Origin of the sequence: Aromatoleum toluclasticum ATCC 700605 (assembly GCF_000378245.1) — a bacterium.
GTDB classification, from domain to species: domain Bacteria; phylum Pseudomonadota; class Gammaproteobacteria; order Burkholderiales; family Rhodocyclaceae; genus Aromatoleum; species Aromatoleum toluclasticum.
This window is the reverse complement of record NZ_KB899492.1, coordinates 73,374-93,526: the sequence shown is the minus strand read 5'-3', so window position 1 is coordinate 93,526 and position 20,153 is coordinate 73,374. Positions and strand designations below refer to the sequence as shown.

Annotated in this window: 22 protein-coding genes; 5 read left to right on the top strand and 17 right to left on the bottom strand. The window is 66.0% G+C overall.

What is annotated here, in order from left to right; translation table 11 throughout:
- Window positions 1-16: 16 nt before the first annotated feature.
- The 8 genes from queE to ybgC form a co-directional block, all read right to left on the bottom strand.
- On the bottom strand, window positions 17-679 hold the full coding sequence (gene queE, locus F464_RS0103470) for a 7-carboxy-7-deazaguanine synthase QueE (RefSeq protein WP_018988386.1): 663 nt from the start codon (window positions 677-679) through the stop codon (window positions 17-19).
- 7 nt (window positions 680-686) lie between these two features.
- Complete coding sequence (gene ybgF, locus F464_RS0103465) at window positions 687-1,418, bottom strand: tol-pal system protein YbgF (protein WP_018988385.1); 732 nt, start codon at window positions 1,416-1,418, stop codon at window positions 687-689.
- Window positions 1,418-1,951, bottom strand: a complete 534-nt coding sequence (gene pal, locus F464_RS0103460) for a peptidoglycan-associated lipoprotein Pal (RefSeq protein WP_018988384.1) — start codon at window positions 1,949-1,951, stop codon at window positions 1,418-1,420. Before pal ends, ybgF begins: the two co-directional genes overlap by 1 nt.
- Before the next feature lie 48 nt (window positions 1,952-1,999).
- Window positions 2,000-3,292, bottom strand: a complete 1,293-nt coding sequence (tolB, locus tag F464_RS0103455; protein WP_018988383.1) for a Tol-Pal system beta propeller repeat protein TolB — start codon at window positions 3,290-3,292, stop codon at window positions 2,000-2,002.
- 84 nt (window positions 3,293-3,376) lie between these two features.
- Window positions 3,377-4,219, bottom strand: coding sequence for an energy transducer TonB (locus F464_RS0103450; RefSeq protein WP_018988382.1), 843 nt, complete (start codon window positions 4,217-4,219; stop codon window positions 3,377-3,379).
- Window positions 4,216-4,626, bottom strand: a complete 411-nt coding sequence (gene tolR / locus F464_RS0103445; protein WP_018988381.1) for a protein TolR — start codon at window positions 4,624-4,626, stop codon at window positions 4,216-4,218. Before tolR ends, F464_RS0103450 begins: the two co-directional genes overlap by 4 nt.
- A gap of 16 nt (window positions 4,627-4,642) precedes the next feature.
- Window positions 4,643-5,317 (bottom strand): protein TolQ, encoded by a 675-nt coding sequence (tolQ, locus tag F464_RS0103440; protein WP_018988380.1) that lies wholly within the window; start codon window positions 5,315-5,317, stop codon window positions 4,643-4,645.
- Complete coding sequence (gene ybgC / locus F464_RS0103435) at window positions 5,314-5,760, bottom strand: tol-pal system-associated acyl-CoA thioesterase (RefSeq protein ID WP_026295710.1); 447 nt, start codon at window positions 5,758-5,760, stop codon at window positions 5,314-5,316. Before ybgC ends, tolQ begins: the two co-directional genes overlap by 4 nt.
- A 182-nt stretch (window positions 5,761-5,942) precedes the next feature.
- Here ybgC and F464_RS0103430 point away from each other — a divergent pair, with 182 nt between their 5' ends.
- The 5 genes from F464_RS0103430 (at window position 5,943) to F464_RS0103410 (ending at window position 10,520) form a co-directional block, all read left to right on the top strand.
- Entirely contained in the window at window positions 5,943-7,124 is a 1,182-nt protein-coding gene (locus F464_RS0103430) for an STAS domain-containing protein (protein WP_026295709.1), read from the top strand.
- A 37-nt stretch (window positions 7,125-7,161) separates the two neighbouring features.
- Window positions 7,162-7,701, top strand: a complete 540-nt coding sequence (gene hslV / locus F464_RS0103425; protein WP_018988377.1) for an ATP-dependent protease subunit HslV — start codon at window positions 7,162-7,164, stop codon at window positions 7,699-7,701.
- Window positions 7,698-9,029: an ATP-dependent protease ATPase subunit HslU gene (gene hslU, locus F464_RS0103420; protein ID WP_018988376.1), complete on the top strand. Its 1,332-nt coding sequence runs from the start codon at window positions 7,698-7,700 to the stop codon at window positions 9,027-9,029. The genes hslV and hslU overlap by 4 nt, the downstream gene beginning before the upstream one ends.
- 8 nt (window positions 9,030-9,037) lie before the next feature.
- Window positions 9,038-9,556, top strand: a complete 519-nt coding sequence (locus F464_RS0103415) for an acyloxyacyl hydrolase (protein ID WP_018988375.1) — start codon at window positions 9,038-9,040, stop codon at window positions 9,554-9,556.
- 88 nt (window positions 9,557-9,644) lie between these two features.
- Entirely contained in the window at window positions 9,645-10,520 is an 876-nt protein-coding gene (locus F464_RS0103410; protein WP_018988374.1) for an AEC family transporter, read from the top strand.
- On the opposite strand, the gene F464_RS0103405 is transcribed toward F464_RS0103410, so the two are convergent.
- From F464_RS0103405 to F464_RS0103365, 9 genes are all read right to left on the bottom strand, one after another.
- The gene (locus F464_RS0103405; RefSeq protein WP_018988373.1) at window positions 10,521-11,297 is read right to left on the bottom strand and encodes a slipin family protein; all 777 of its coding nucleotides are present in this window, start codon (window positions 11,295-11,297) and stop codon (window positions 10,521-10,523) included.
- Window positions 11,294-12,724 carry an NfeD family protein gene (locus tag F464_RS0103400; RefSeq protein WP_018988372.1) on the bottom strand — a complete coding sequence of 477 codons (1,431 nt, stop codon included), beginning with the start codon at window positions 12,722-12,724 and terminating at the stop codon, window positions 11,294-11,296. Before F464_RS0103400 ends, F464_RS0103405 begins: the two co-directional genes overlap by 4 nt.
- Before the next feature lie 198 nt (window positions 12,725-12,922).
- Window positions 12,923-14,197, bottom strand: a complete 1,275-nt coding sequence (locus F464_RS0103395) for a nitronate monooxygenase (RefSeq protein ID WP_026295707.1) — start codon at window positions 14,195-14,197, stop codon at window positions 12,923-12,925.
- A gap of 154 nt (window positions 14,198-14,351) precedes the next feature.
- The gene (gene cysN, locus F464_RS0103390; RefSeq protein WP_018988370.1) at window positions 14,352-15,632 is read right to left on the bottom strand and encodes a sulfate adenylyltransferase subunit CysN; all 1,281 of its coding nucleotides are present in this window, start codon (window positions 15,630-15,632) and stop codon (window positions 14,352-14,354) included.
- Between the two features lie 422 nt (window positions 15,633-16,054).
- Window positions 16,055-16,990, bottom strand: coding sequence for a sulfate adenylyltransferase subunit CysD (gene cysD, locus F464_RS0103385; RefSeq protein ID WP_018988369.1), 936 nt, complete (start codon window positions 16,988-16,990; stop codon window positions 16,055-16,057).
- 8 nt (window positions 16,991-16,998) lie between these two features.
- A complete protein-coding gene (locus F464_RS30805) occupies window positions 16,999-17,160 on the bottom strand; it encodes a hypothetical protein (protein WP_018988368.1) in 162 nt (53 codons plus the stop codon).
- Window positions 17,161-17,164: 4 nt separating this feature from the next.
- A complete protein-coding gene (locus F464_RS0103375; RefSeq protein ID WP_018988367.1) occupies window positions 17,165-17,935 on the bottom strand; it encodes a phosphoadenylyl-sulfate reductase in 771 nt (256 codons plus the stop codon).
- Entirely contained in the window at window positions 17,932-18,465 is a 534-nt protein-coding gene (locus F464_RS0103370; RefSeq protein ID WP_018988366.1) for a DUF934 domain-containing protein, read from the bottom strand. The genes F464_RS0103375 and F464_RS0103370 overlap by 4 nt, the downstream gene beginning before the upstream one ends.
- Window positions 18,458-20,140: a nitrite/sulfite reductase gene (locus F464_RS0103365; RefSeq protein ID WP_018988365.1), complete on the bottom strand. Its 1,683-nt coding sequence runs from the start codon at window positions 20,138-20,140 to the stop codon at window positions 18,458-18,460. The genes F464_RS0103370 and F464_RS0103365 overlap by 8 nt, the downstream gene beginning before the upstream one ends.
- Between the last annotated feature and the right edge of the window lie 13 nt (window positions 20,141-20,153).

Here is a 20,153-nt window from a genome sequence, read left to right as displayed (position 1 = left end):
AGGGTGCTGCCGGGGCTCAGCGTCCCCGGGCGTCGTTCCACAGGATCTTGTGCAGTTGCAGCTGGAAGCGCACCGGCAGGCGGTCGCGCACGATCCATTCGGCGAGCACGGTCGGGTCGAGGCTGCCCTGTACCGGCGACAGCAGGACGGTGCAACGCCCGGCGAGATCGTGCAGCGCGATCTGGGCCTTCGCCCAGGCGTAGTCCGCCTCGTCGGCGAGGACGATCTTGATCTCGTCGTGCGCTGCGAGGTGGGCGAGGTTTTCCCACCGGTTGCGCGCGACTTCGCCCGAGCCGGGGGCCTTGAGGTCCATGATGCGCGACACCCGCGGATCGACCGCAGCGATATCGAGCGCGCCGCTGGTCTCGAGCGACACGGAGAAGCCTGCGTCGCACAATGCCGTGAGCAGAGCGAGGCAGGATTTCTGCGCCAGCGGCTCGCCCCCGGTTACGCAGACGTGCGGGATGCCGTGCGCGGCGACCGCGTCGCACACCTCCGCGACGCTGCGGCTTTCGCCGCCCTGGAAAGCGTATTCGGTGTCGCACCAGCTGCAGCGCAACGGGCAGCCGGTCAGGCGCACGAACACCGTGGGCAGGCCGACGCGCGTCGACTCGCCCTGGATCGACGCGAAGATCTCGGTAATCCGCAGCCTGGGGCCGGCGGTTTCGGAAAGGTTCATGCGAACTTCAGGGCTTGCGAGCGAGACGCTGCTTGGCCGCCTTGCCTGCCGCGCTGTCGGGGAAGCGCTCGGCGAGCTTCTTCAGCGTTTCCTGCGACGACTTGGCGTCGCCCAGGGCTTGCTGGCAGTTGGCCATGCCGAGCATGGCGTCGGGCGCGACGGGGTCGTTCGGCCAGTTCGCCAGCACGTTCTTGAAATAGTTGTTGGCAACCGCGACGTCCTTCGCCTGCAGCGCGGCATTGCCGGCCCAGAAGTGCGCTCCGGGTTGCACGGCGCTGCGCGGGTAGCGCTTGATGAACTGGTCGAAGGCGGCCTGTGCGTCCTTGTACTTGCCTTCCTTGAGCAGGTTCAGCGCGGCTTCGTAGTCGCGCGACTCCGCCGCGGGGTCGGGCGCGGGATTCTCGGGCGTGGCCGCCACCGGGGTGGTCTCGAGCTTGCGCACGCGGTTGTCGAGATCGACGTAAAAATCACGCTGGCGTTGCTTCAGCGATTCGATCTCGTGCAGGAGGACTTCGAGTTGTCCCTGGAGTTTCGATACTTCGGTGCGAAGCAGCTCGTTCTGGTTCGCCAGTTCGAGCTGCCCGCGACTGCTGGCCTCCAGCCGTTCGACGCGGGGGGTGATGTCCGTGCGCAGGTTGGTGATCGCGCGCCGTGCCTCGTCGTCGTCGAACAGCGCCGCGTGGGACGGCGCCATGTGCGACAGGGCGGCAACGACAGCGAGCGGCAGGAGGCGCTTCATCAGAATTCGCCCGAGTAGAGCATGTCACCGCGGCGGTTCTGCGCGTAGCAGGCTTCCGTCGCTTCCGTGCAGCGCGGCTTTTCCTCGCCGAGGCTGACAGACTCGATCTGGGCTTCCTTCGCGCCGAGCAGGGTCAGGGCCTTGCGCACGGCGTCGGCACGCTTCTGGCCGAGGGCCAGGTTGTACTCGCGGCTGCCGCGCTCGTCGGCGTTGCCCTGGATCAGCATCTTCATCGTCGGGTTCTGGACGAGGAACTTGGCGTGCGCTTCGACCAGCGGACGGAACTCGTCATTGATGATGTAGCTGTCGAAGTCGAACATCACGCTGCGCTTGGACAGGATGTTCTTCGGATCGGTCAGCGCGGCAATGCCGGAGCCCGATGCGCTCGGGGCGGTCACGGTCGCGACGCCGGAGCCTTCGCCCTTGCTGCGCTCATCGACAGCGGCGCCGCCGGCGGGCTGGTCGAAGGTGCCGGTGCTGCTGCAAGCGGCGAGAAGGGTTGCAAGGAGGACGGGGACGAGCACTTTTTTCATGGGGGTTTCCTGATCTAGTCGAACAGTGTTGTTGCGTGCGGGAGGGAGTTACCGGATCTGCGGGCCCCAGGAGGGCTCGCGGACATCGGCGGCCTGCACCGACAGGCGCTGCTTCACCCGGCCATCGGACGAAACTGCTGCAAGCACTCCCCGCCCGCCGGTTTCGGTGGCGTAGAGGATCATGCGGCCGTTGGGCGCGAAGCTGGGCGACTCGTCACGTGCCGAGTCGGTGAGGATCGTGGTCTGGCGGCTGGCGAGGTCCATGATGGCCACCTGGAAGCGCCCGCTGTTGCGCGTGATGAAGGCTAGGCTGGTGCCGTCGGCCGAGAGGCGCGGGGTCACGTTGTAGCTGCCTTCGAAGCTGACGCGCTGGGCACTGCCGCCGCTGGATGAGGTACGGTAGATCTGCGGGCTGCCGCCGCGGTCGGACGTGAAGTAGATCCACGCGCCGTCGGGCGACCATGCGGGTTCGGTGTCGATGCCGGGGGAAGTGGCGAGGCGGCGCACGCCCGAGCCGTCGGCGTTGAGGACGTAAAGCTGGGACTGGCCGTCCTTCGTGAGCACGACGGCGAGGCGCTGGCCGTCCGGAGCCCAGGTGGGGGCGGAGTTGGAGCCCTTGAAGTTGGCGACCACCTGACGCTGGCCGGTCGCCAGCGTATGAACGTAGATCACCGGCTTCTTGGCCTCGAAGGACACGTAGGCGATGCGCTGGCCGTCCGGCGCCCAGGCGGGCGAGATGATCGGTTCGCGCGAGGCCAGTGCAGTCGCAGAGTTCATGCCGTCGGCGTCGGCGATCTGGAGTTCGTAGCGGGGTGCGGCGGTCGGGCCGCTCTTGACGACGTACGCGATGCGGGTCGAGAAGTAGCCGGGCTGGCCGGTGAGCTTCTCGTAGACGAAGTCGGCGATCTTGTGGCCGATGGCGCGGTTCTGCGCCGGGGCCATGCGCATCGACAGCCCGCCCAGTTCGGTCTGCTTCTGCGTGTCGAAGAGACGGAAGCGCACTTCGAAGCGGCCGTCGCCCTGCTGGTAGATGCTGCCGGTCAGCACTGCGTCCGCGCCGCGGCCGCGGACCGAGGCCATGTCGGGAACGGTCGTGACGGGGAAGGCGGCCAGGCCCGTGTCGACGAGGCTGAAGAGCCCGCTGCGCTCGAGGTCGGCGCGCACGACGTCGGTGACGCCGCGCGGCAGGGTGCCTTCGTTTTCGAACACGGGGATCGCGACGGGGAAGCGGCTCGCGCCGGCACCCGTGATCTCGATCGAGAGCTGCGCATGCGCGACGGCGCTGACCAGCGTCAGCGTGGCAGCGATGAGCAGGCGGTATGCGGAGAGGAGTTTTCTCATGGCTGGGGCTTGCCTAAAGGCGGATTATAGCGAATGGAGTCGAACGCGATGCTTAAAGATCGAAACTGATTCGAATTGGTTCCCTTATTCTTCGAGCGGACGGAAGCGCAGTTCGAGCGTGCGCTCGAACAGCTCCGGGTCCTTGGGCAGCGGCAGCGGGCTCGAGCGCCGGATCGCGCGCTCGATCGCGTCGTCGAGCGTGGCGACGCCCGAGGAGCGCTTGAGCCGGATCGCGAGCACTTCGCCGCTGGGAAGCTGATCGACCTCGAACACCGCCTCGGGATTGCCGCTCAGGCCGGGCGGGCGCAGCAGGTTGCCGCGCACCTTGGTGCGGATCGCGTTCTGGTAAGCCTCGACGATGCCCTTCGTGCGCGCGGCCGACGAGCGGGCTGCGTCCTCGCGCATCATGCGTTCGAGGTCGGAGCGGGCGCGGGTCTGAGCCGTTTCCTGTGCGAGCTTTTGCGCCAGATAGTCGTCCTTGGGCGGCGTCACCTGCTTGGGCTCGGGCTTCTTCGGCTCCGGTTTGGGCTCGGGTTTCTTCGGCTCGGGTTTGGGCTCGGGCTTCGGTTCCGGCTTCGGCGGTTTCTTGACTTCGGGGGCCTTCGTTGCGATGTCCGGCTTGAGCTCGGGTTTCTTCGGCTCGGGCTTGGGCTCGGGTTTCGGTTCCGGCTTGGGCTGGGGCTTGGGCGGCTCGGGCTTGGGTTCCGGTTTCGGTTCGGGCTTGGGCTGCGGCGCGGGCGGCGGTAGTGCCGGTTCGGCCGCCGGCGGGGCGACGAGTTCGACCTCGAGCGCCGCGGGCGGACTGCTCTGCCAGCGGATGCCGAAGATCAGGAAGGCAGCGAGGCCCAGGTGAACGACCGCCGTCAGCGCCATCGAGGCCCATTTGCCGGGCTCGTCGCGCTGCAGGTCAAGATGCGTGTCTTTCATCGGGTGCTGCTGGTGCTCGTCTGGAGGCCGACCTTCTGGAATCCGGCCTTGCGGATGCTGTCGAGCGTGTCCATTACGCGTTCGTACGACACCTGTTTGTCCGCCGCGACCAGGATAGGCTGTTGCGGATTGCGCTGCAGCGCGTTGTGCAGTTCGCGCAGCAGTTCGGTGTTGCTCATCTTCTGTTCGGTCGAGTTGCTCGTGCCCTTGAAGGTCAGCGAGCCGTCCTTCTTCACGGACACCACCATCGCTTCGGCCGGTGGCTGCGGCACTCCACCCACGGTGGGGAGATCGACGCTGCCGGTCTGGATCATCGGCGCGGTGACCATGAAGATCACGAGCAGCACCAGCATCACGTCGATGTAGGGCACGACGTTGATCTGGTTCATCAGGCGGCGCTGGCGCATCGGTGTTTCCTCCCGCTCAGCGCAACTGGCGCTGCAGGATGTTCGAGAACTCTTCCATGAAGCTCTCGAAGCGGATGCTGATGCGGTCGATGTCGTGCGCGAAGCGGTTGTAGGCGACGACCGCGGGGATCGCCGCGAAGAGGCCGATCGCGGTGGCAACGAGTGCCTCGGCGATGCCCGGGGCGACGTTCGCGAGGGTCGCCGAGTGGACGTTCGACAGGCCGCGGAAGGCGTTCATGATCCCCCACACGGTGCCGAAGAGGCCGATGTAGGGCGACACCGAGCCGACCGACGCGAGGAAGGCGAGGTGCGCTTCGAGGTCGTCTACCTCGCGCTGGTAGGTTGCCCGCATCGCGCGGCGTGCGCCGTCGATGATCGAGGCCTGGTCGTGGTTCTTGCTGCGCAGCTTGGTGAATTCGCGGTAGCCGGATTCGAAGATGCGCTCCATTCCGCCGGTATCGTGGCGTGCGGCAGCGGCCGACTGGAACAATGCGTTGAGATCGCCGCCGCTCCAGAAGTCGCGCTCGAAGCCATTGGTCTTGTTGCGGGCAGCGCGGATCTGGAAGGACTTGCGGAAGATCCAGTACCAGGAAACGAGCGACAGGCCTGCGAGCAGGGCCATGACGAGCTGGGCCAGGACGCTGGCCTGGCCGATGAGGCTGATGATCGAGAGATCGTTGGTGACGGTCATGCTTGTACGATTTTTTCCAGTTTTATGCGCATGTCTGCGGGGAGGGGGGTGGGGCGTTTCCTGTCGAGGTCGACGCACGCGATGATGAAGCGGCCGCGGAACAGGACTTCGTCGCCGCGCATCACCTTCTGCACGAACACCAGGCTTGCTCCGCGGAGCGCTTCGACCCCCGCCGTGACATGTAACGCATCATCGAGCATTCCTGCTGACAGATAATCGCCGGTGACGGATCGGACGACGAAACCGATGCGCTGCTCGGTCAGCAGGGCTTGCTGTTCGAAGCCCGCCGCGCGCAGCCATTCGGTGCGCGCGCGTTCGCAGTAGCGCAGGTAGTTTGCGTAGTAGATGACTCCGGCGGCGTCTGTGTCCTCGTAATACACGCGGACCGGCAGCGAAAATACGCAGTTTTCGCCGGAGATCGACGACGGGCGAGATGGGTGCATCGCAACATTCTAGCCGACGGTGTGCATTCTTTTACACCTGTGGCGCCCGCACTGTTTTGCAAAAGGTAAGGTGCGGTAGATCTTGCGGCTGTCCGCGCCTCTCAGGGAGCGCAAGAGCGGGGTCCGAGATGCTATCCTTCCGCATCCCCGATTAGTCGATTTCCGTTCGTACAGGTCGTAACGTGGTTCTTCCATTCTTCGGCAAGAAGCCAGCTCCCGGCACGCAGCCTTCAGGTGCGTCGGCCGGTACGGTGCCTTCGTCGGCTGCGCCTCCGGCGGAGCCGCCGGAGCTGTCCAAACTGGATTTTTCGGTCGGCGATCCGACGCACGCGCTGGCGCATTGCGCCGGCCAGGTCGAAGTCCAGGAAATGGGGGCGGGCATCGGCGCCGCCTACGAGGAAGCCGCCGTGCTGTACGCAAACGGAAACACGGTGGAGGCCGAGGCAGCGCTCAATGCGGTGCTGGACGGGCAGGGCCGCCATGCGGGCGAAGGCTTGTGGATGATGTTGCTGGACCTGTACCGGTTGACCGGGCAGCGCCAGCGGTTCGAAGTGCGGGTGCTGGACTACGCGACGCGCTTCGAGCGTTCGCCGCCGCCGTGGACGGACTTGTCGAGTGCGCCGGAGACTGCGCGCTCGAACGTGGCGCCGATGGTGAACATGTCGGGCAGCCTTTCCGGGCAGGCCGCGGCGCAGTTTCAGCAAATGGGCGTCATCGGCAAGAAAAGCGGCGCGATCCGCATCGATCTGGGGCGTCTGCGCTCGGTCGATGAAAACGGATGCACGCTGTTCCGCGACCTGCTGCGCGAACTCGTGGCGGAGCGCGTGAAGGTGTCGCTGCTGAACTGCGGCCAGCTCGCGGAGATGCTGGCCGGGCAGGTGCGCACGGGTGAGCCCAGCGGGCGCGATATCTGGCTGCTGCTGTTGGAGATGCTGCAGCACACAGGCGAGCAGGAGCGTTTCGAGGACCTCGCGGTGGACTATGCGATCACCTTCGAGGAGTCGCCGCCTTCCTGGGAGGCGCGGGTCGCTCAGGTGGCCTCGACGACGATGGTCCATGAGGTCGCGCTCGATCTCGATGCGCCGGTGAGCGGCGATTTCGTGCTCGACGGCGAGATCACCAGCGCCGCGGTCGAGAAGATCCGCAAGCTGGCCGCGCACGCGAGCGGTCTGCAGAGCCTGGGGGTCGATTGCGGTCAGTTGCGCCGTATCGATTTCGTCAGCGCAGGGACGCTTTTCAATATTCTTGCAACCCTGCAGGCGCAGGGTAAGACGGTCGTGCTGCGCAATGTAAATGCGATGGTCGCGGCCTTGTTGCGGATGATGGGCGTCGATCAGGTTGCGGTGGTGCTGCTGCGCAGCTGACCGGGTTTGCCGTCCTCTCGGACTCAAGGAATATCGAATGGAACAGTATCACGGCACCACGATCCTCTCGGTGCGCCGAGGCAATCGCGTCGCACTGGGCGGCGATGGCCAGGTCACGCTTGGGAACATCGTGATCAAGGCGACGGCGCGCAAGGTGCGGCCGATCTACCAGGGCAAGATCCTTGCGGGTTTCGCGGGCGGCACGGCCGATGCCTTCACGCTGATCGAGCGCTTCGAGGCGAAGCTGGAGAAGCATCAAGGCAACCTGCTGCGCAGTGCGGTGGAGCTCGCCAAGGACTGGCGTACCGACCGCATCCTGCGTCGCCTGGAGGCGATGCTGGCGGTCGCGGATCGCGACAATTCGCTGGTGATCACCGGCAACGGCGACGTGCTGGAGCCGGAGCTGGGCATCGTCGCGATCGGCAGCGGCGGCGCGTATGCGCAGTCGGCGGCGCGCGCGCTGCTCGAGAACACCGACCTGTCGCCCGAGGACATCGTGAAGAAGTCACTGCAGATCGCCGGCGATCTGTGTATTTATACCAACCAGAGCCATGTGATCGAGGTGATCGAGGGATGACGCAGATGACCCCGCCGGAGATCGTCTCCGAACTCGACAAGCATATCGTCGGACAGGGCAAGGCGAAGAAGGCCGTTGCGATTGCGCTGCGCAACCGCTGGCGGCGTGCGCAGGTCGAGGAGCCGCTGCGCAGCGAGATCACGCCCAAGAACATCCTCATGATCGGGCCGACCGGCGTCGGCAAGACCGAGATCGCGCGCCGGCTCGCGCGCTTGGCGAACGCGCCCTTCATCAAGATCGAGGCGACGAAGTTCACCGAAGTGGGCTATGTCGGTCGCGATGTGGAGACGATCATCCGCGATCTGGCGGAGATCGCGATCAAGGACGGGCGCGAACGGGCGATGAAGGCCGTGCGTGACCGGGCGATGGATGGGGCCGAGGATCGGGTGCTCGACGCGCTGCTGCCGTCGGCGCGGCCGGTCGGCTTCGCCGCGGAACCGGAGGTGCAGGACACGGCGACGCGGCAGAAATTCCGCAAGAAGCTGCGCGAGGGCGAGCTCGACGACAAGGAGATCGAGATCGAAGTCGCCGCGCACGCGATGACGGCCGAGATCTTCGCGCCCCCCGGAATGGAGGAGCTGACGCAGCAGATCCAGGGCATGTTCCAGAACCTCGGCGGCGGCAAGAAGAAGCTGCGCAAGATGAAGATCGGCGAGGCGCTCAAGGCCCTGGCCGACGAGGAGGCCGCACGCCTGATCAACGACGAGGAGATCAAGGCGGAGGCGATCCGCGCGGTGGAGCAGAACGGCATCGTGTTCCTCGATGAGATCGACAAGATCGCCGCGCGTTCGGATGTGCACGGCGCGGACGTGTCGCGCCAGGGCGTGCAGCGCGACCTCCTGCCGCTGGTCGAAGGCACGACCGTGTCGACCAAGTACGGCATGATCAAGACGGATCACATCCTGTTCATCGCCAGCGGCGCCTTCCACCTGTCGAAGCCGAGCGACCTGATCCCGGAACTGCAAGGCCGCTTCCCGATTCGGGTCGAGCTGGAGAGCCTGTCGGTGGAGGATTTCGAACGCATCCTGACGCAGACGGACGCCTGCCTCGTGCGACAGTATCAGGCGCTGCTCGCGACCGACGGGGTGATGCTGGAATTCGTCGACGCCGGGATCCGGCGCCTCGCCGAGATCGCCTTCCAGGTGAACGAGAAGACCGAGAACATCGGTGCGCGCCGCTTGTACACGGTTATGGAGAGGCTGCTCGAGGAAGTGTCCTTCGATGCCGGCAAGAGCGGCCTCGACAAGGTGCTGATCGACGCCGTCTATGTCGATGCCCGGCTCGATGTGCTGGCCCAGCGCGAGGATCTCGCGCGCTATGTCCTGTGAGGTGCCGAATGAAGTTCCTGATGTGCCTGGCGTTGCCGCTGCTGGCGGCCGGTTCGGTTTCGGCGGCGGAGCCGGCAATCAGCGTATTTCACAGCGAGTACGAAAATTACGATCGGACGGGCCTGTCGCTGCGGCTGGCGCCGATGTGGGCGACCGATTGGGGTGCGTGGCACGTCGGCCTGCATCCGGAGTTCGAGTTGAGCCGCTTCCGCTACGACGGTTCGAGCAGCGGGGCAGACACGATGAACCAGGCGGGTGCGATCGGCATGCTGCGCCTAGTGCGTGGCAAGAGCGGCTTGCGGCCCTACGCCGAGCTGGGGCTCGGTGGCGCACTGTTGAGCCGGACCGATCTGGGGTCGAAGGAGTTTTCGACCAATTTCCAGTTTTCCGAGCACGTGGGGCTGGGCCTCGAGTTGGGCGATCGCTTCTCGGTGGGCTGGCGCTTTTCGCATTATTCGAACGGCGATATCGAGATGCCCAACGACGGCATCGACCTGCACCAGTTCGTGATCGGCGCAAGTTTCTGAGCCTCCCGGCTCGTCGTCGCGAGGGCCCGGTCGGGCCCTTTTCGTTTCTGCCATCCGGCAGCGTATCCCTTGAGCCGGCCTGTCTTCCATGCTGATTCGCATCGTCGCCATCCTTTTTCCGCTGTTCGCGCTGACCGCCCTCGGCTATTTCGTCGGCAGGCGCATGCGGCCCGATCTGTCGCATGCGAACAAGCTCAACATGGACGTGTTCATCCCGGCGCTTGTCTTTGCGGCGCTGGCGAACAAGGAGTTCCACATCGCCGAGTTCGGTTCGCTGACGCTTGCGACCTTGCTGATGGTGATCGGTTCGGGTGCGGTCGGCTACATGCTCGCGCGCCTGTCGGGCATCGCCCCGAAGAGCTTCGTGCCGCCCTTGATGTTCAACAACTGCGGCAACCTGGGTCTGCCGCTGGCGGTGCTAGCCTTCGGCGACGCGGCGCTGGCCCCGGCAGTGGTGATGTTCATGGTGTCGAATCTGTTGCACTTTTCCTTCGGCGCGTGGCTGCTCGACCACCGCATCAAGGTGTGGACGGTGTGGCGGGTGCCGTCGGTGCTGGCGACCTTCGCGGGCCTCGCGGTCGGGATCGCCGGCATCGAGGTGTGGCCGCCGCTGATGCTCGCGATCAAGATGCTGGGTGATATCGCGATTCCGCTGATGCTGTTCGCGCTGGGCGTGCGGCTGACCGATTCGCGCATCGCCTCGCTCGGCCTGGGCCTGTATGCGGCCATCGCGCGGCCCGTCGTCGGCATGCTGCTGGCGCTCGCGGTGCTGCAGTTCTTCGACCTGGCGGCGCAGGAGCGCGCGCTGGTGATCGTGTTCGGCGCGCTGCCGCCGGCGGTGCTGAACTACATTTTCGCCGAGCGCTACGATCAGGAACCGGAGGCGGTCGCGTCGATGGTGCTGATCGGCAACGTCGCGGCGGTCGCGTTCCTGCCGATCGCGCTGGCGATGGTGCTGCCCTGATCAAGCCGGTGGCGTTTTCTTTGCCGCCTCGGCGATGAGTCCTTTCAACAGGTCGATCGGGATCGGGAAAACGATCGTCGAAGCCTTGTCGCCGGCGATCTGGGTGAGGGTCTGCAGGTAGCGCAGCTGCATCGCGGCGGGCTCGCGCGAGAGCATCTCGGCCGCGTTCATGAGGCTCTCCGCCGCCTGCTTTTCGCCTTCCGCATGGATGACCTTGGCGCGCCGCTCGCGCTCGGCTTCGGCCTGGCGGGCGATCGCGCGGATCATGCTTTCGTTGAGGTCGATGTGCTTGATCTCGACGTTGGCGACCTTGATGCCCCAGCCGTCGGTCTGTGCGTCCAGGATCTGCTGCACGTCGAGGTTGAGGCGCTCGCGTTCGGCCAGCATCTCGTCGAGCTCGTGCTTGCCGAGCACCGCGCGTAGCGTCGTCTGCGCGAGCTGGCTGGTGGCGACGAGGTAGTTCTCGACCTGGATGATCGCCTTCTGCGGGTCGATGACGCGGAAGAAGATGATCGCATTGACCTTCACGGAGACGTTGTCGCGCGAGATCACGTCCTGGCTTGGCACGTCGAGTGTGACGACGCGCAGGTCGACTTTGACCATCTGCTGGATGCCCGGGATCACGATGATGAGGCCGGGGCCCTTGACCTTCCAGAAGCGGCCGAGCATGAACACGACGCCGCGCTCGTATTCGCGCAGGATGCGCAGCGAACTCGCGACGAGTGCGACGATCACGAGCAGGATCGTGCCGAGGCCCAGGTTGAGATCGAAGATCATGAGGGGTGTCCTCCGCGGTGGGTGGTCGGGTCGGTGTCGAGCGGTTCGACGAGCAGGGTGAGGCCGTCGAGGCCGGTGATGCGCACACGTGCGCCGGGAACGAGGGGCGAGTCGCAGCGCACGCGCCAGGATTCGCCCTGCACGTTCGCCCAGGTACCCGCGGGCGTGACGGTGCTGACCGTGGCGACGGCGCCCGTCAGCTGTTCGCGGCCGCTGACGACGGGCTGCCGCCGGGTGCGGGCGGCGAAGCTGCCGATGGCTCCGATCGCTAGCGCGCTCGAGATCGCGAGACCGAGCAGGAAGGCGAGCGGGATGCCGAAGCCGGGGGCTTCCGTGTCCATCAGGAACAGTCCGCCGACGACGAAGGCGACGATGCCGCCCACGCCGAGCGCACCGAAGCTCGGGATAAAGGCCTCGGCAAGCATCAGGATCGCGCCGAGGGCGAGCAGCGCGACGCCGGCCCAGTTCACGGGCATGAGCTGGAACGCGTAAAGGGCGACGACGAGGCAGATTGCGCCGGCTACGCCCGGCACGCCGAAGCCGGGGCTGGTGAATTCGAAGAACAGTGCGTAGACGCCGATCATCATCAGCACCAGCGCGAGCTGGGGATTGGACAGCAGGGCGAGTACGCGCATGCGCCAGTCGGGCGCGATCGTGGTGAGCGCGGCGGTGGCGGTGGCGAGGCGCAGCGTGCGCCCGTCGCCGAGTTTGACGTCGCGCCCGTCCAGCTTCTTCATCAGTTCGGGCAGGTCGGCGGCGATCACGTCGATGACGCCCGCGGCGAGCGCTTCTTCGGAGGACAGGCTGGCGGCCTCGCGCACCGCCCGTTCGGCGAAATCGCCGCTGCGGCCGCGCAGTTGCGCGAGGCTGCGCAGGTAGGCGGCGGCGTCGTTGCGGACCTTCTCCATCATGGCGTCGCCGATGCCGGCCGCTTCGCCGGCCGATTTGCCGTCCCCTTCCGTGGCCTTGCCGTCCGTCTTGTCCTTGCGTGGCGTGCCGCCTTCGGGCTTGCCTGCGGGCATGCCGATCGCCACCGGCGTCGCCGCGCCGAGGTTGGTGGCGGGGGCCATGGCTGCGATGTGGCTGGCATACAGGATGTAGGTGCCGGCGCTCGCGGCGCGTGCGCCTTCGGGGCCGACCCATGTGGCGACGGGGAGCGGTGCGGCGAGGATGTCCTTGATGATCGCGCGCATCGAGGTGTCGAGTCCGCCGGGCGTGTCCATCGCGAGCACGAGGAGGGCGGCTTGCCGCTCGTGCGCGTGGCGGAGTTCGCGCGCGAAGAAGTCGGAAGTCGCCGGGCCGATCACGCCGTCGATGCGCAGCACGACGACCTCCCGTCCCGTCGGCGCGGCGGCGGGGCGGTCGAGCAGCAGGAAGCCGAGGGTCAGCAGTGCGAGCGCGAGCAGCGCCCATATCGTTCTGCGCATACGCATTCCTGGCGCCGGAACGCATCCGGTGTGCGGCATGCATGAAGCATCCGATCGTATGAGTGCGGCGCGGCCGCGAGCGTTCCCCCTCCCCTGCCGGAAATGCAGGTGTACGGACGGTGGACGCAAGCAGGGCGTGGCCGCCGATGTGGCGGGCACGCCCTGCTTGATCGTGCAGCCGGCCGGAGCCGGCGGGAATCAGGCGGACCTGGCCGGTTCGCAGGCTTCGACCGCAGGCAGCGCGATCTTGTTGTCCTTGCTGTACAGGTAGTCGTGGAAGATGTGCTCGGCGGTGAGGATCTGGTAGCTGCCGTCGGCGCGCCGGTGCGTGGTGTCCTTGAGCCGGTAGGTGAAGTGGCCGCAGGTCCAGCAGTCGAAGTTGCGCATGTGCGTGCACAGGCAGGTCTTGTCCATCACCTTGAGCCGCTTCTCGTCCGGGTGCAGCGCGAGTTCGCGGTTGTAGGCGGTGATGTAGGCGCAGTTGCCGTTGCCGTCGAGCAGGTAGCCGTAGGCTTCGCAGTTCGGGCGGATGCCGGAGCCGATCGACGGGCTGCTCTTGAGCATGCGCATCGGGTAGCCGGTGGGCGAGGTGTTGTTGACCTCGATGTCGTCTTCGTTTGCGCCGAAGTAATGCTGCTGCACGTCGGGCGGCAGTCCGCATTCGTGCGACACGGTGAAGCGGGTGGCGACCTGGACCGCGGCGGAGCCCGCCTCGAGGAAGGAGACGCCGTCGCTGCCGGTGAAGATGCCGCCGGCGGGAATGAGCGGGATGTCGAGCTTTTCGGCGACGAGGTATTCGCGGATTTCGGCGACGATGGTGTGCAGGTCGTACTGCGCCCAGTCCATGCCGAAGCCGAGGTGGCCGCCGGCGAGCGGGCCTTCGACGACGACGTAGTCGGGCAGGCGGTTGGTGCGCGCGGACTTGCGCAGGAAGAGCACGAGTGCGCGCAGCGAGGAGACGATGATGCCGAGCTTGACGTCGCGGAAGCGCGGGTGGTCCTCGATCAGGCCGAAGGAGCCCAGGTGCAGGCCGGCCGCGAGCGTGATGCCGTCGATGCCGGCATCCATCGCGGCACGCAGGCGCACGCGCAGCGTCTCCTTGGGGCCGTTCATCGTGAGCTTTTCCATGCAGTTCATGAAGATCAGCCCGTCGCCGCGCTTGCGCTCCATGGTGCGCGCGACGTGCATCTTCTGGGCTTCCTCGAGCAGGCCGAGGTCGAACTGCACTTCCGACTTGTTGGTGTTGGCGACGTTGTACTTGTACTGCTTGAGCTTGTCGCGCACGTACTTGGTGTCGTAACGGCGGTCGCTCACCGTCGGGATCATCGCGTCGGAGATGTGCCCGATGCCGCCGAGGCGCGCGGCTTCGAGCGACAGGTCGGACGTGGAGATGTCTACGCCCATCCCGCCAATCATGATCGGTACGTATTCCCTGCTCCCGAACCGCAGGCGGAAATCATCGAGACATTTCATATGTGTCTTCTACATTGCGTTGCTGTGCCGGCCAGCAGACAAATCGGCAAGGCGGGATTTTCCCACAGCCGGGCCCGGAAAGGGAAAAGCGCTTGCACCCCGGCCGTCGCAGCGACGGCCGGGGTGTGGGTTTTCGGGGCCGTGGGCGCGCCGTTCAGCCGATCATGCCGGCGCCGACGGTGTTGTTCGTGCTCTCGTCGATGACGATGAAGGCGCCCGTGGCGCGGTTGTCGATGTACGCATCGGCGAACACCGGTTGCGCAAGTTTGAGCGTCAGGCGTGCGATATCGTTCATCGCGAGTGCCGTCGCTGGTTCCTGTTCCAGCGTGTTCACGTCGAGCCGGTAGTCGATCTTCGCGATCTTGGCCTTCACTTCGCGCGTGGTGTGGCGCAGCAGGTAGGTGCGTGCGGGCGACATCGGCGTCTCGGACAGCCAGCACAGGGTTGCATCGATCTGTTTCAATTGCTCGGGCTGTTCCGTCGTCTTGACGATCATGTCGCCGCGGGAGATGTCGATCTCGTCGGCGAGCAGCAGGGTGACCGACTGTTCGTGGATTGCGCGCTCGATGCTCGTGCCACCGATCAGTATGTCCTTGACGGTGCTGCTGCGGCCCGAGGGCAGCACGGTGACGGCGTCGCCGACCGTGATCGCGCCCGATTCGACGCGGCCCATGAAGCCGCGGAAGTCGTGCAGTTCGGGGTTGGCGGAGTCCTGCGGACGGCAGACGAATTGCACCGGGAAGCGGAAGTTTTCGGCCTGTTCGGTGTGTGCGGCGGGGACGGTTTCGAGGATTTCGAGCAGCGTCGGGCCGTCGTACCAGCCGAGGCGGTCGCCGCGGTCGACGATCATGTCGCCGGCGAGGGCGGACAGCGGGATGAAGCGCACGTCCTTGATGCCCAGTTTTGCGGCGAAGGCGAGGTAGTCGGCCTTGATGCGCTCGAAGGTGGCTTGGTCGTAGTCGACGAGGTCCATCTTGTTCACGGCGACCAGCAGGTGCGGGATGCCGACGAGGCTGGCGAGGTAGGAGTGGCGGCGGGTCTGCGTGAGCACGCCCTTGCGCGCATCGATGAGGATGATCGCGAGGTTGGCGGTCGACGCGGCGGTGACCATGTTGCGGGTGTACTGCTCGTGGCCCGGGGCGTCGGCGATGATGTACTTGCGGGTGCCGGTGGAGAAGTAGCGATAGGCGACGTCGATGGTGATGCCTTGCTCGCGCTCGGCCTGCAGGCCGTCGGTGAGTAGCGACAGGTCGACGGCGCTCATGCCGCGCTTGGCGGAGGTCTTCTCGATGGCGTTGAGCGTGTCGGCGAGGATGGTCTTGGTGTCGAACAGCAGACGGCCGATCAGCGTGCTCTTGCCGTCGTCGACGCTGCCGCAGGTAAGGAAGCGCAGCAGGCCGTGGTCGGTGTCGGGCAGGTTTTCGAGGGCGGACATGGTTTTCTTTCCTTCAGATCTTTCGAGAATTCTGTTGTCTTTGCTGCTGTTCGTTCTGGTCAGGTCGGTGCTGCTGAGCCGCCGGCGCCGCGCGGGGTATTCGCTCTGCGGCTGCGGAACTCGCAGTACAGCGCGCTTCCGCGCTGTCTGCTCAGGCAGTCCTCGCCGCGCCGCGAACACCCCACACGTCCCCGGCTACGTTCGGAGTTGGCGACGGGCTAGGTTCAATACGCTTTTGCCTTTCCGTTCAGCCACCACGCAGCAAGAGCGGGTCGGGGTGTTTGCGGAGCGGCGAGGACTGTTTGAGCGCAGGCGCGGAAGCGCGCCGCTGCGCGAGTTCCGCAGCCGACGGAGCAAATTCCCCGCTCCGCTCGTTTAGCACCCCGCACTTCAAACAGCCGAAGCCTCAACCGGTATCCTGCTTAGAAATACCCTTCCTTCTTCCGTTGCTCCATCGACGCCTCCGAGGTCTGGTCGTCCAGACGGGTGGCGCCGCGTTCGGTGATGGTGGTGGTGGCGGTTTCGATCACGATCTTCTCCACGGTGTCGGCGTCCGACTCCACCGGCGCCGTGCAGGAGATGTCGCCGACGGTACGGAAACGCACCTGCCGTTCGACGATTTCCTCCCCGGCCTTGGGCAGGTTGGTCAGTTCGCCGCTCATCAGCGGCACGTTGACCGGCACGATCGCGCCCTGGCGGATGACGACCGGGCGCTGGTGGGCGAAGTAGATCGACGGCAGTTCGAGCTTCTCGCGCTCGATGTACTGCCACACGTCCATTTCCGTCCAGTTGCTGATCGGGAAGGCGCGGATGTTCTCGCCCTTGTGGCTGCGCGCGTTGTACAGGTTCCACAGCTCGGGGCGCTGGTTCTTCGGGTCCCACTGGCCGAACTCGTCGCGGAAGCTCATGATCCGCTCCTTCGCGCGCGCCTTCTCCTCGTCGCGGCGGGCGCCGCCGATGCAGGCGTTGAAGCCGAATTCCTCGATCGCTTCGAGCAGGGTCACCGACTGGTGCTTGTTGCGCGACTCGTTCTCGTGCTTCAGGACGACGGTGCCGCGCTTCATCGAGTCTTCCACCGAGCGGACGATCAGCCGCTCGCCCAGCTCGGCCGCGCGCTTGTCGCGGAACTCGACCACCTCCTTGTAGTTGTGGCCGGTGTCGATGTGCATCAGCGGGAAGGGGAACTTGCCCGGGCGGAAGGCTTTCTCGGCGAGGCGCAGCATGCAGATCGAGTCCTTGCCGCCGGAGAAGAGCAGCACGGGGTTCGAGCACTGGCCGGCGACCTCGCGCATGATGTGGATCGCCTCGGCTTCGAGCCAGTCGAGGTGGGACAGGGTTTGACGGGTCAGCGTGGACATCTTGGTTCTCAGTTACTCGTGTTCTTGGCGCGCAGCGCGCGCATTGCTGCCTGCATTCCCGCACGCAGCGCCGCCAGGCGTCGGCGCAGGCCGGGCTGCGAATAAGGGGCCGCCGGCGAGTGGTGGTGGGCGGCTGCCGCCGCGTTCGCGGTTTCCGGTCGGTGTTTCATGGTGTCAGTCCTTCTTGACGTGAAGCCCGCATTCCTTGGAGGCCGGATCTTCCCACCACCAGCGTCCGGCGCGTACGTCTTCGCCCACCGCGATCGCGCGGGTGCAGGGCGCACAGCCGATGCTGGGGTAGAACTGTTCGTGCAGCGCGTTGTAGGGCACTTCGTGGATGCGGATGTAGGCCCACACTTCGGCTTCGGACCAGTCCGACAGCGGGTTGAGTTTCACGAGGCCGTTGCCCGCGTCGAGTTCGCGTGTCGGCAGGCCGGTGCGGGTCGTCGACTGGGCGGCGCGCAGGCCGGTGACCCACGCCTTCTTGCCGGAGAGCGCGCGTTGCAGCGGCTCGACCTTGCGCATGTGGCAGCAGGCCTTGCGCATGTCGACGGACTCGTAGAAGGCGTTGATGCCGTGCGTGCGCACGTAGGTCTCGACCGCGTCGGACTTCGGGAAGAAGACTTTCAGGCGGGTGCCGTAGCGCTGCTCGACTTCGCCCATCAGCGTGTAGGTCTCGGCGGGGAGGCGGCCGGTGTCGAGCGAGAAGATCTCGATCGGCAGCTTTTCGCCCAGGATCAGGTCGGTGAGGACCATGTCCTCGGCGCCGAAGCTGTTCGCGAAGGTCACTTCTCCGTTCGAGCCGAACTCGGTGACCGCCGCGCGCAGCAGTTCGACCGCCGCAGCCGACTTCGCGGCGACGCTCGCGCGCAGCGCGTCGGTGAGTTCCGGGCGCGTCGCGGGGTTGGTCGCGGGCGGCCGCAGCATCGAGACCGCGCCGTTCATGCCTTCGCTCCGGCGCGCGCGATGCGGCGGAACATCGGCTGCGGGTGGAGCACCGAGGCCTGGTAGGGTTCGGTGTAGTCGTTCAGGTTCGCAACGGCAGCGTCGAGCTCGGCGTCGGAGTAGCGGCCTTCGCGTGGCTGCAGCGTGTCGAAGCCGCAGCGCGACAGGTAGTTGAACTGTTGGCGCAGGACATCGCCGAAGGCGATGAGCTGGCCCGTGTAGCCGTAGCGCGTGCGTAGCAGCACGGCGGTCGAGTAGCCGCGGCCATCGACGAACTTCGGGAAGTTCACCGCGATCACAGGCATGCGGGCGATGTCGGCCGCGAGCGCCTCGGGGCCCTCGTTGCTGGCGAACCACACGCCGACGTCGCCGCGTGCGGCGAGTTCGTCGCGGCGCGCGAGCCACGCGGCCAGCGGCACGATCACGCGGCCGGCGGGGATGGCGACAGCCGCGGCCTCTTCGCCTTCGGCAACGGTGACGATCTGCCAGTCGCTGGAGACGATGCGGCCGTTCTGGATGACTTTAGACATTGGCAACCTTCTTGTGGGGCTGACGTTCGGCATAGACGCGGGCCTTGAACGGCTCGAGGCCGATGCGGCGCACGGTGTCGATGAAGAGTTCGTCTTCGTGGCGTTCTTCGATGTAGGTTTCGATGATCTCGGAAATCACATCGGCCATCTCGGCGCGCGCGAAGGACGGTCCGATGACCTTGCCGATCGCCGCGCTGTTGCCCTGGCTGCCGCCGATCGTGACCTGGTACCACTCCTCGCCGTTCTTGTCGACGCCGAGGATGCCAATGTGGCCGACGTGGTGGTGGCCGCAGGCGTTCATGCAGCCGGAGATGTTGATCTCGATGTCACCGATGTCGTGCAGGTAGTCGAGGTCGTCGAAGCGTTCCTGGATCGCCGCGGCGATCGGGATCGACTTGGCGTTTGCGAGCGAGCAGAAGTCGCCGCCCGGGCAGCAGATGATGTCGGTGAGCAGCCCGATGTTGGGGGTCGCGAGACCGGCCTTGCGCGCGAGCTGCCAGAGCGTGAACAGCTCCGATTGCTTCACGTCGGCGAGCACGAGGTTCTGTTCGTGCGTGACGCGCGCTTCGCCGAAGCTGAAGCGGTCGGCCCAGTCGGCGACGAGGTCGAGCTGGTCGGAGGTGATGTCGCCGGGGGCGACGCCAGGTTTCTTCAGCGACAGCACGGCCGATGCGTAGCCGGGCTTCTTGTGCGCGCGCACGTTGCGCTTCACCCATGACGCGAACGCGAGGTCCTCGGCGATGTGGTGGTGGTAGCCGGCGTCGTCGGCCAGCAGGTTCTCGTAGGAAGGATCCTCGAAGAAGTCGGCGACGCGGTGCACTTCCTCTACGGTCAGCGTGTTCGGGCCGTCCTTGATGTGCGCCCATTCCTCGCGGACCTGCCAGCGGAATTCGTCGATGCCGAGCGCGCTGACGAGGATCTTGATGCGCGCCTTGAAGCTGTTGTCGCGGCGGCCATAGCGGTTATACACGCGCAGGATGGCTTCGCAGTACGTGATGATGTGCTGCCACGGGATGAAGGATTCGATCTCGCGGCCGATGATGGGGGTGCGACCGAGGCCGCCGCCGACGAGGATGCGGAAGCCGATCTCGCCCGCCTCGTTCTTCTTCAGGTCGAGGCCGATGTCGTGCACCTGGATCACGGCGCGGTCTTCGGTCGCGCCGTTAACGGCGATCTTGAACTTGCGCGGCAGGTAGGCGAATTCGGGGTGGAAAGTGGCCCACTGACGCAGGATCTCGGCCCACGGACGGGGGTCGATGTGTTCGTCGCCCGCGACGCCGGCGAAGGGGTCGGAGGTGAAGTTGCGGATGCAGTTGCCCGAAGTCTGGATCGAGTGCATCTCGACCTTGGCGAGCTCGGCGCACATCTCGGGGATCACCTCCAGCGGCGACCAGTTGAACTGGACGTTCTGGCGCGTCGTGAAATGCACGTAGCCCTTGTCGTAGGTGCGTGCGAGGTACGCGAGCTTGCGCAGCTGGCGGCTGGCGAGGTGGCCGTAGGGGATCGAGATCCGGTACATCGGTGCGTGGCGCTGGATGTACAGGCCGTTCTGCAGGCGTACGGGACGGAACTCGTCGTCGCTGAGCTCGCCCGCGAGGTGGCGGCGCATCTGGTCGCGGAACTGCGCGACGCGCTCATCCACGAGTTTCTGATCATAGGCGTCGTATCGGTACATCGCGTCTCTCTCG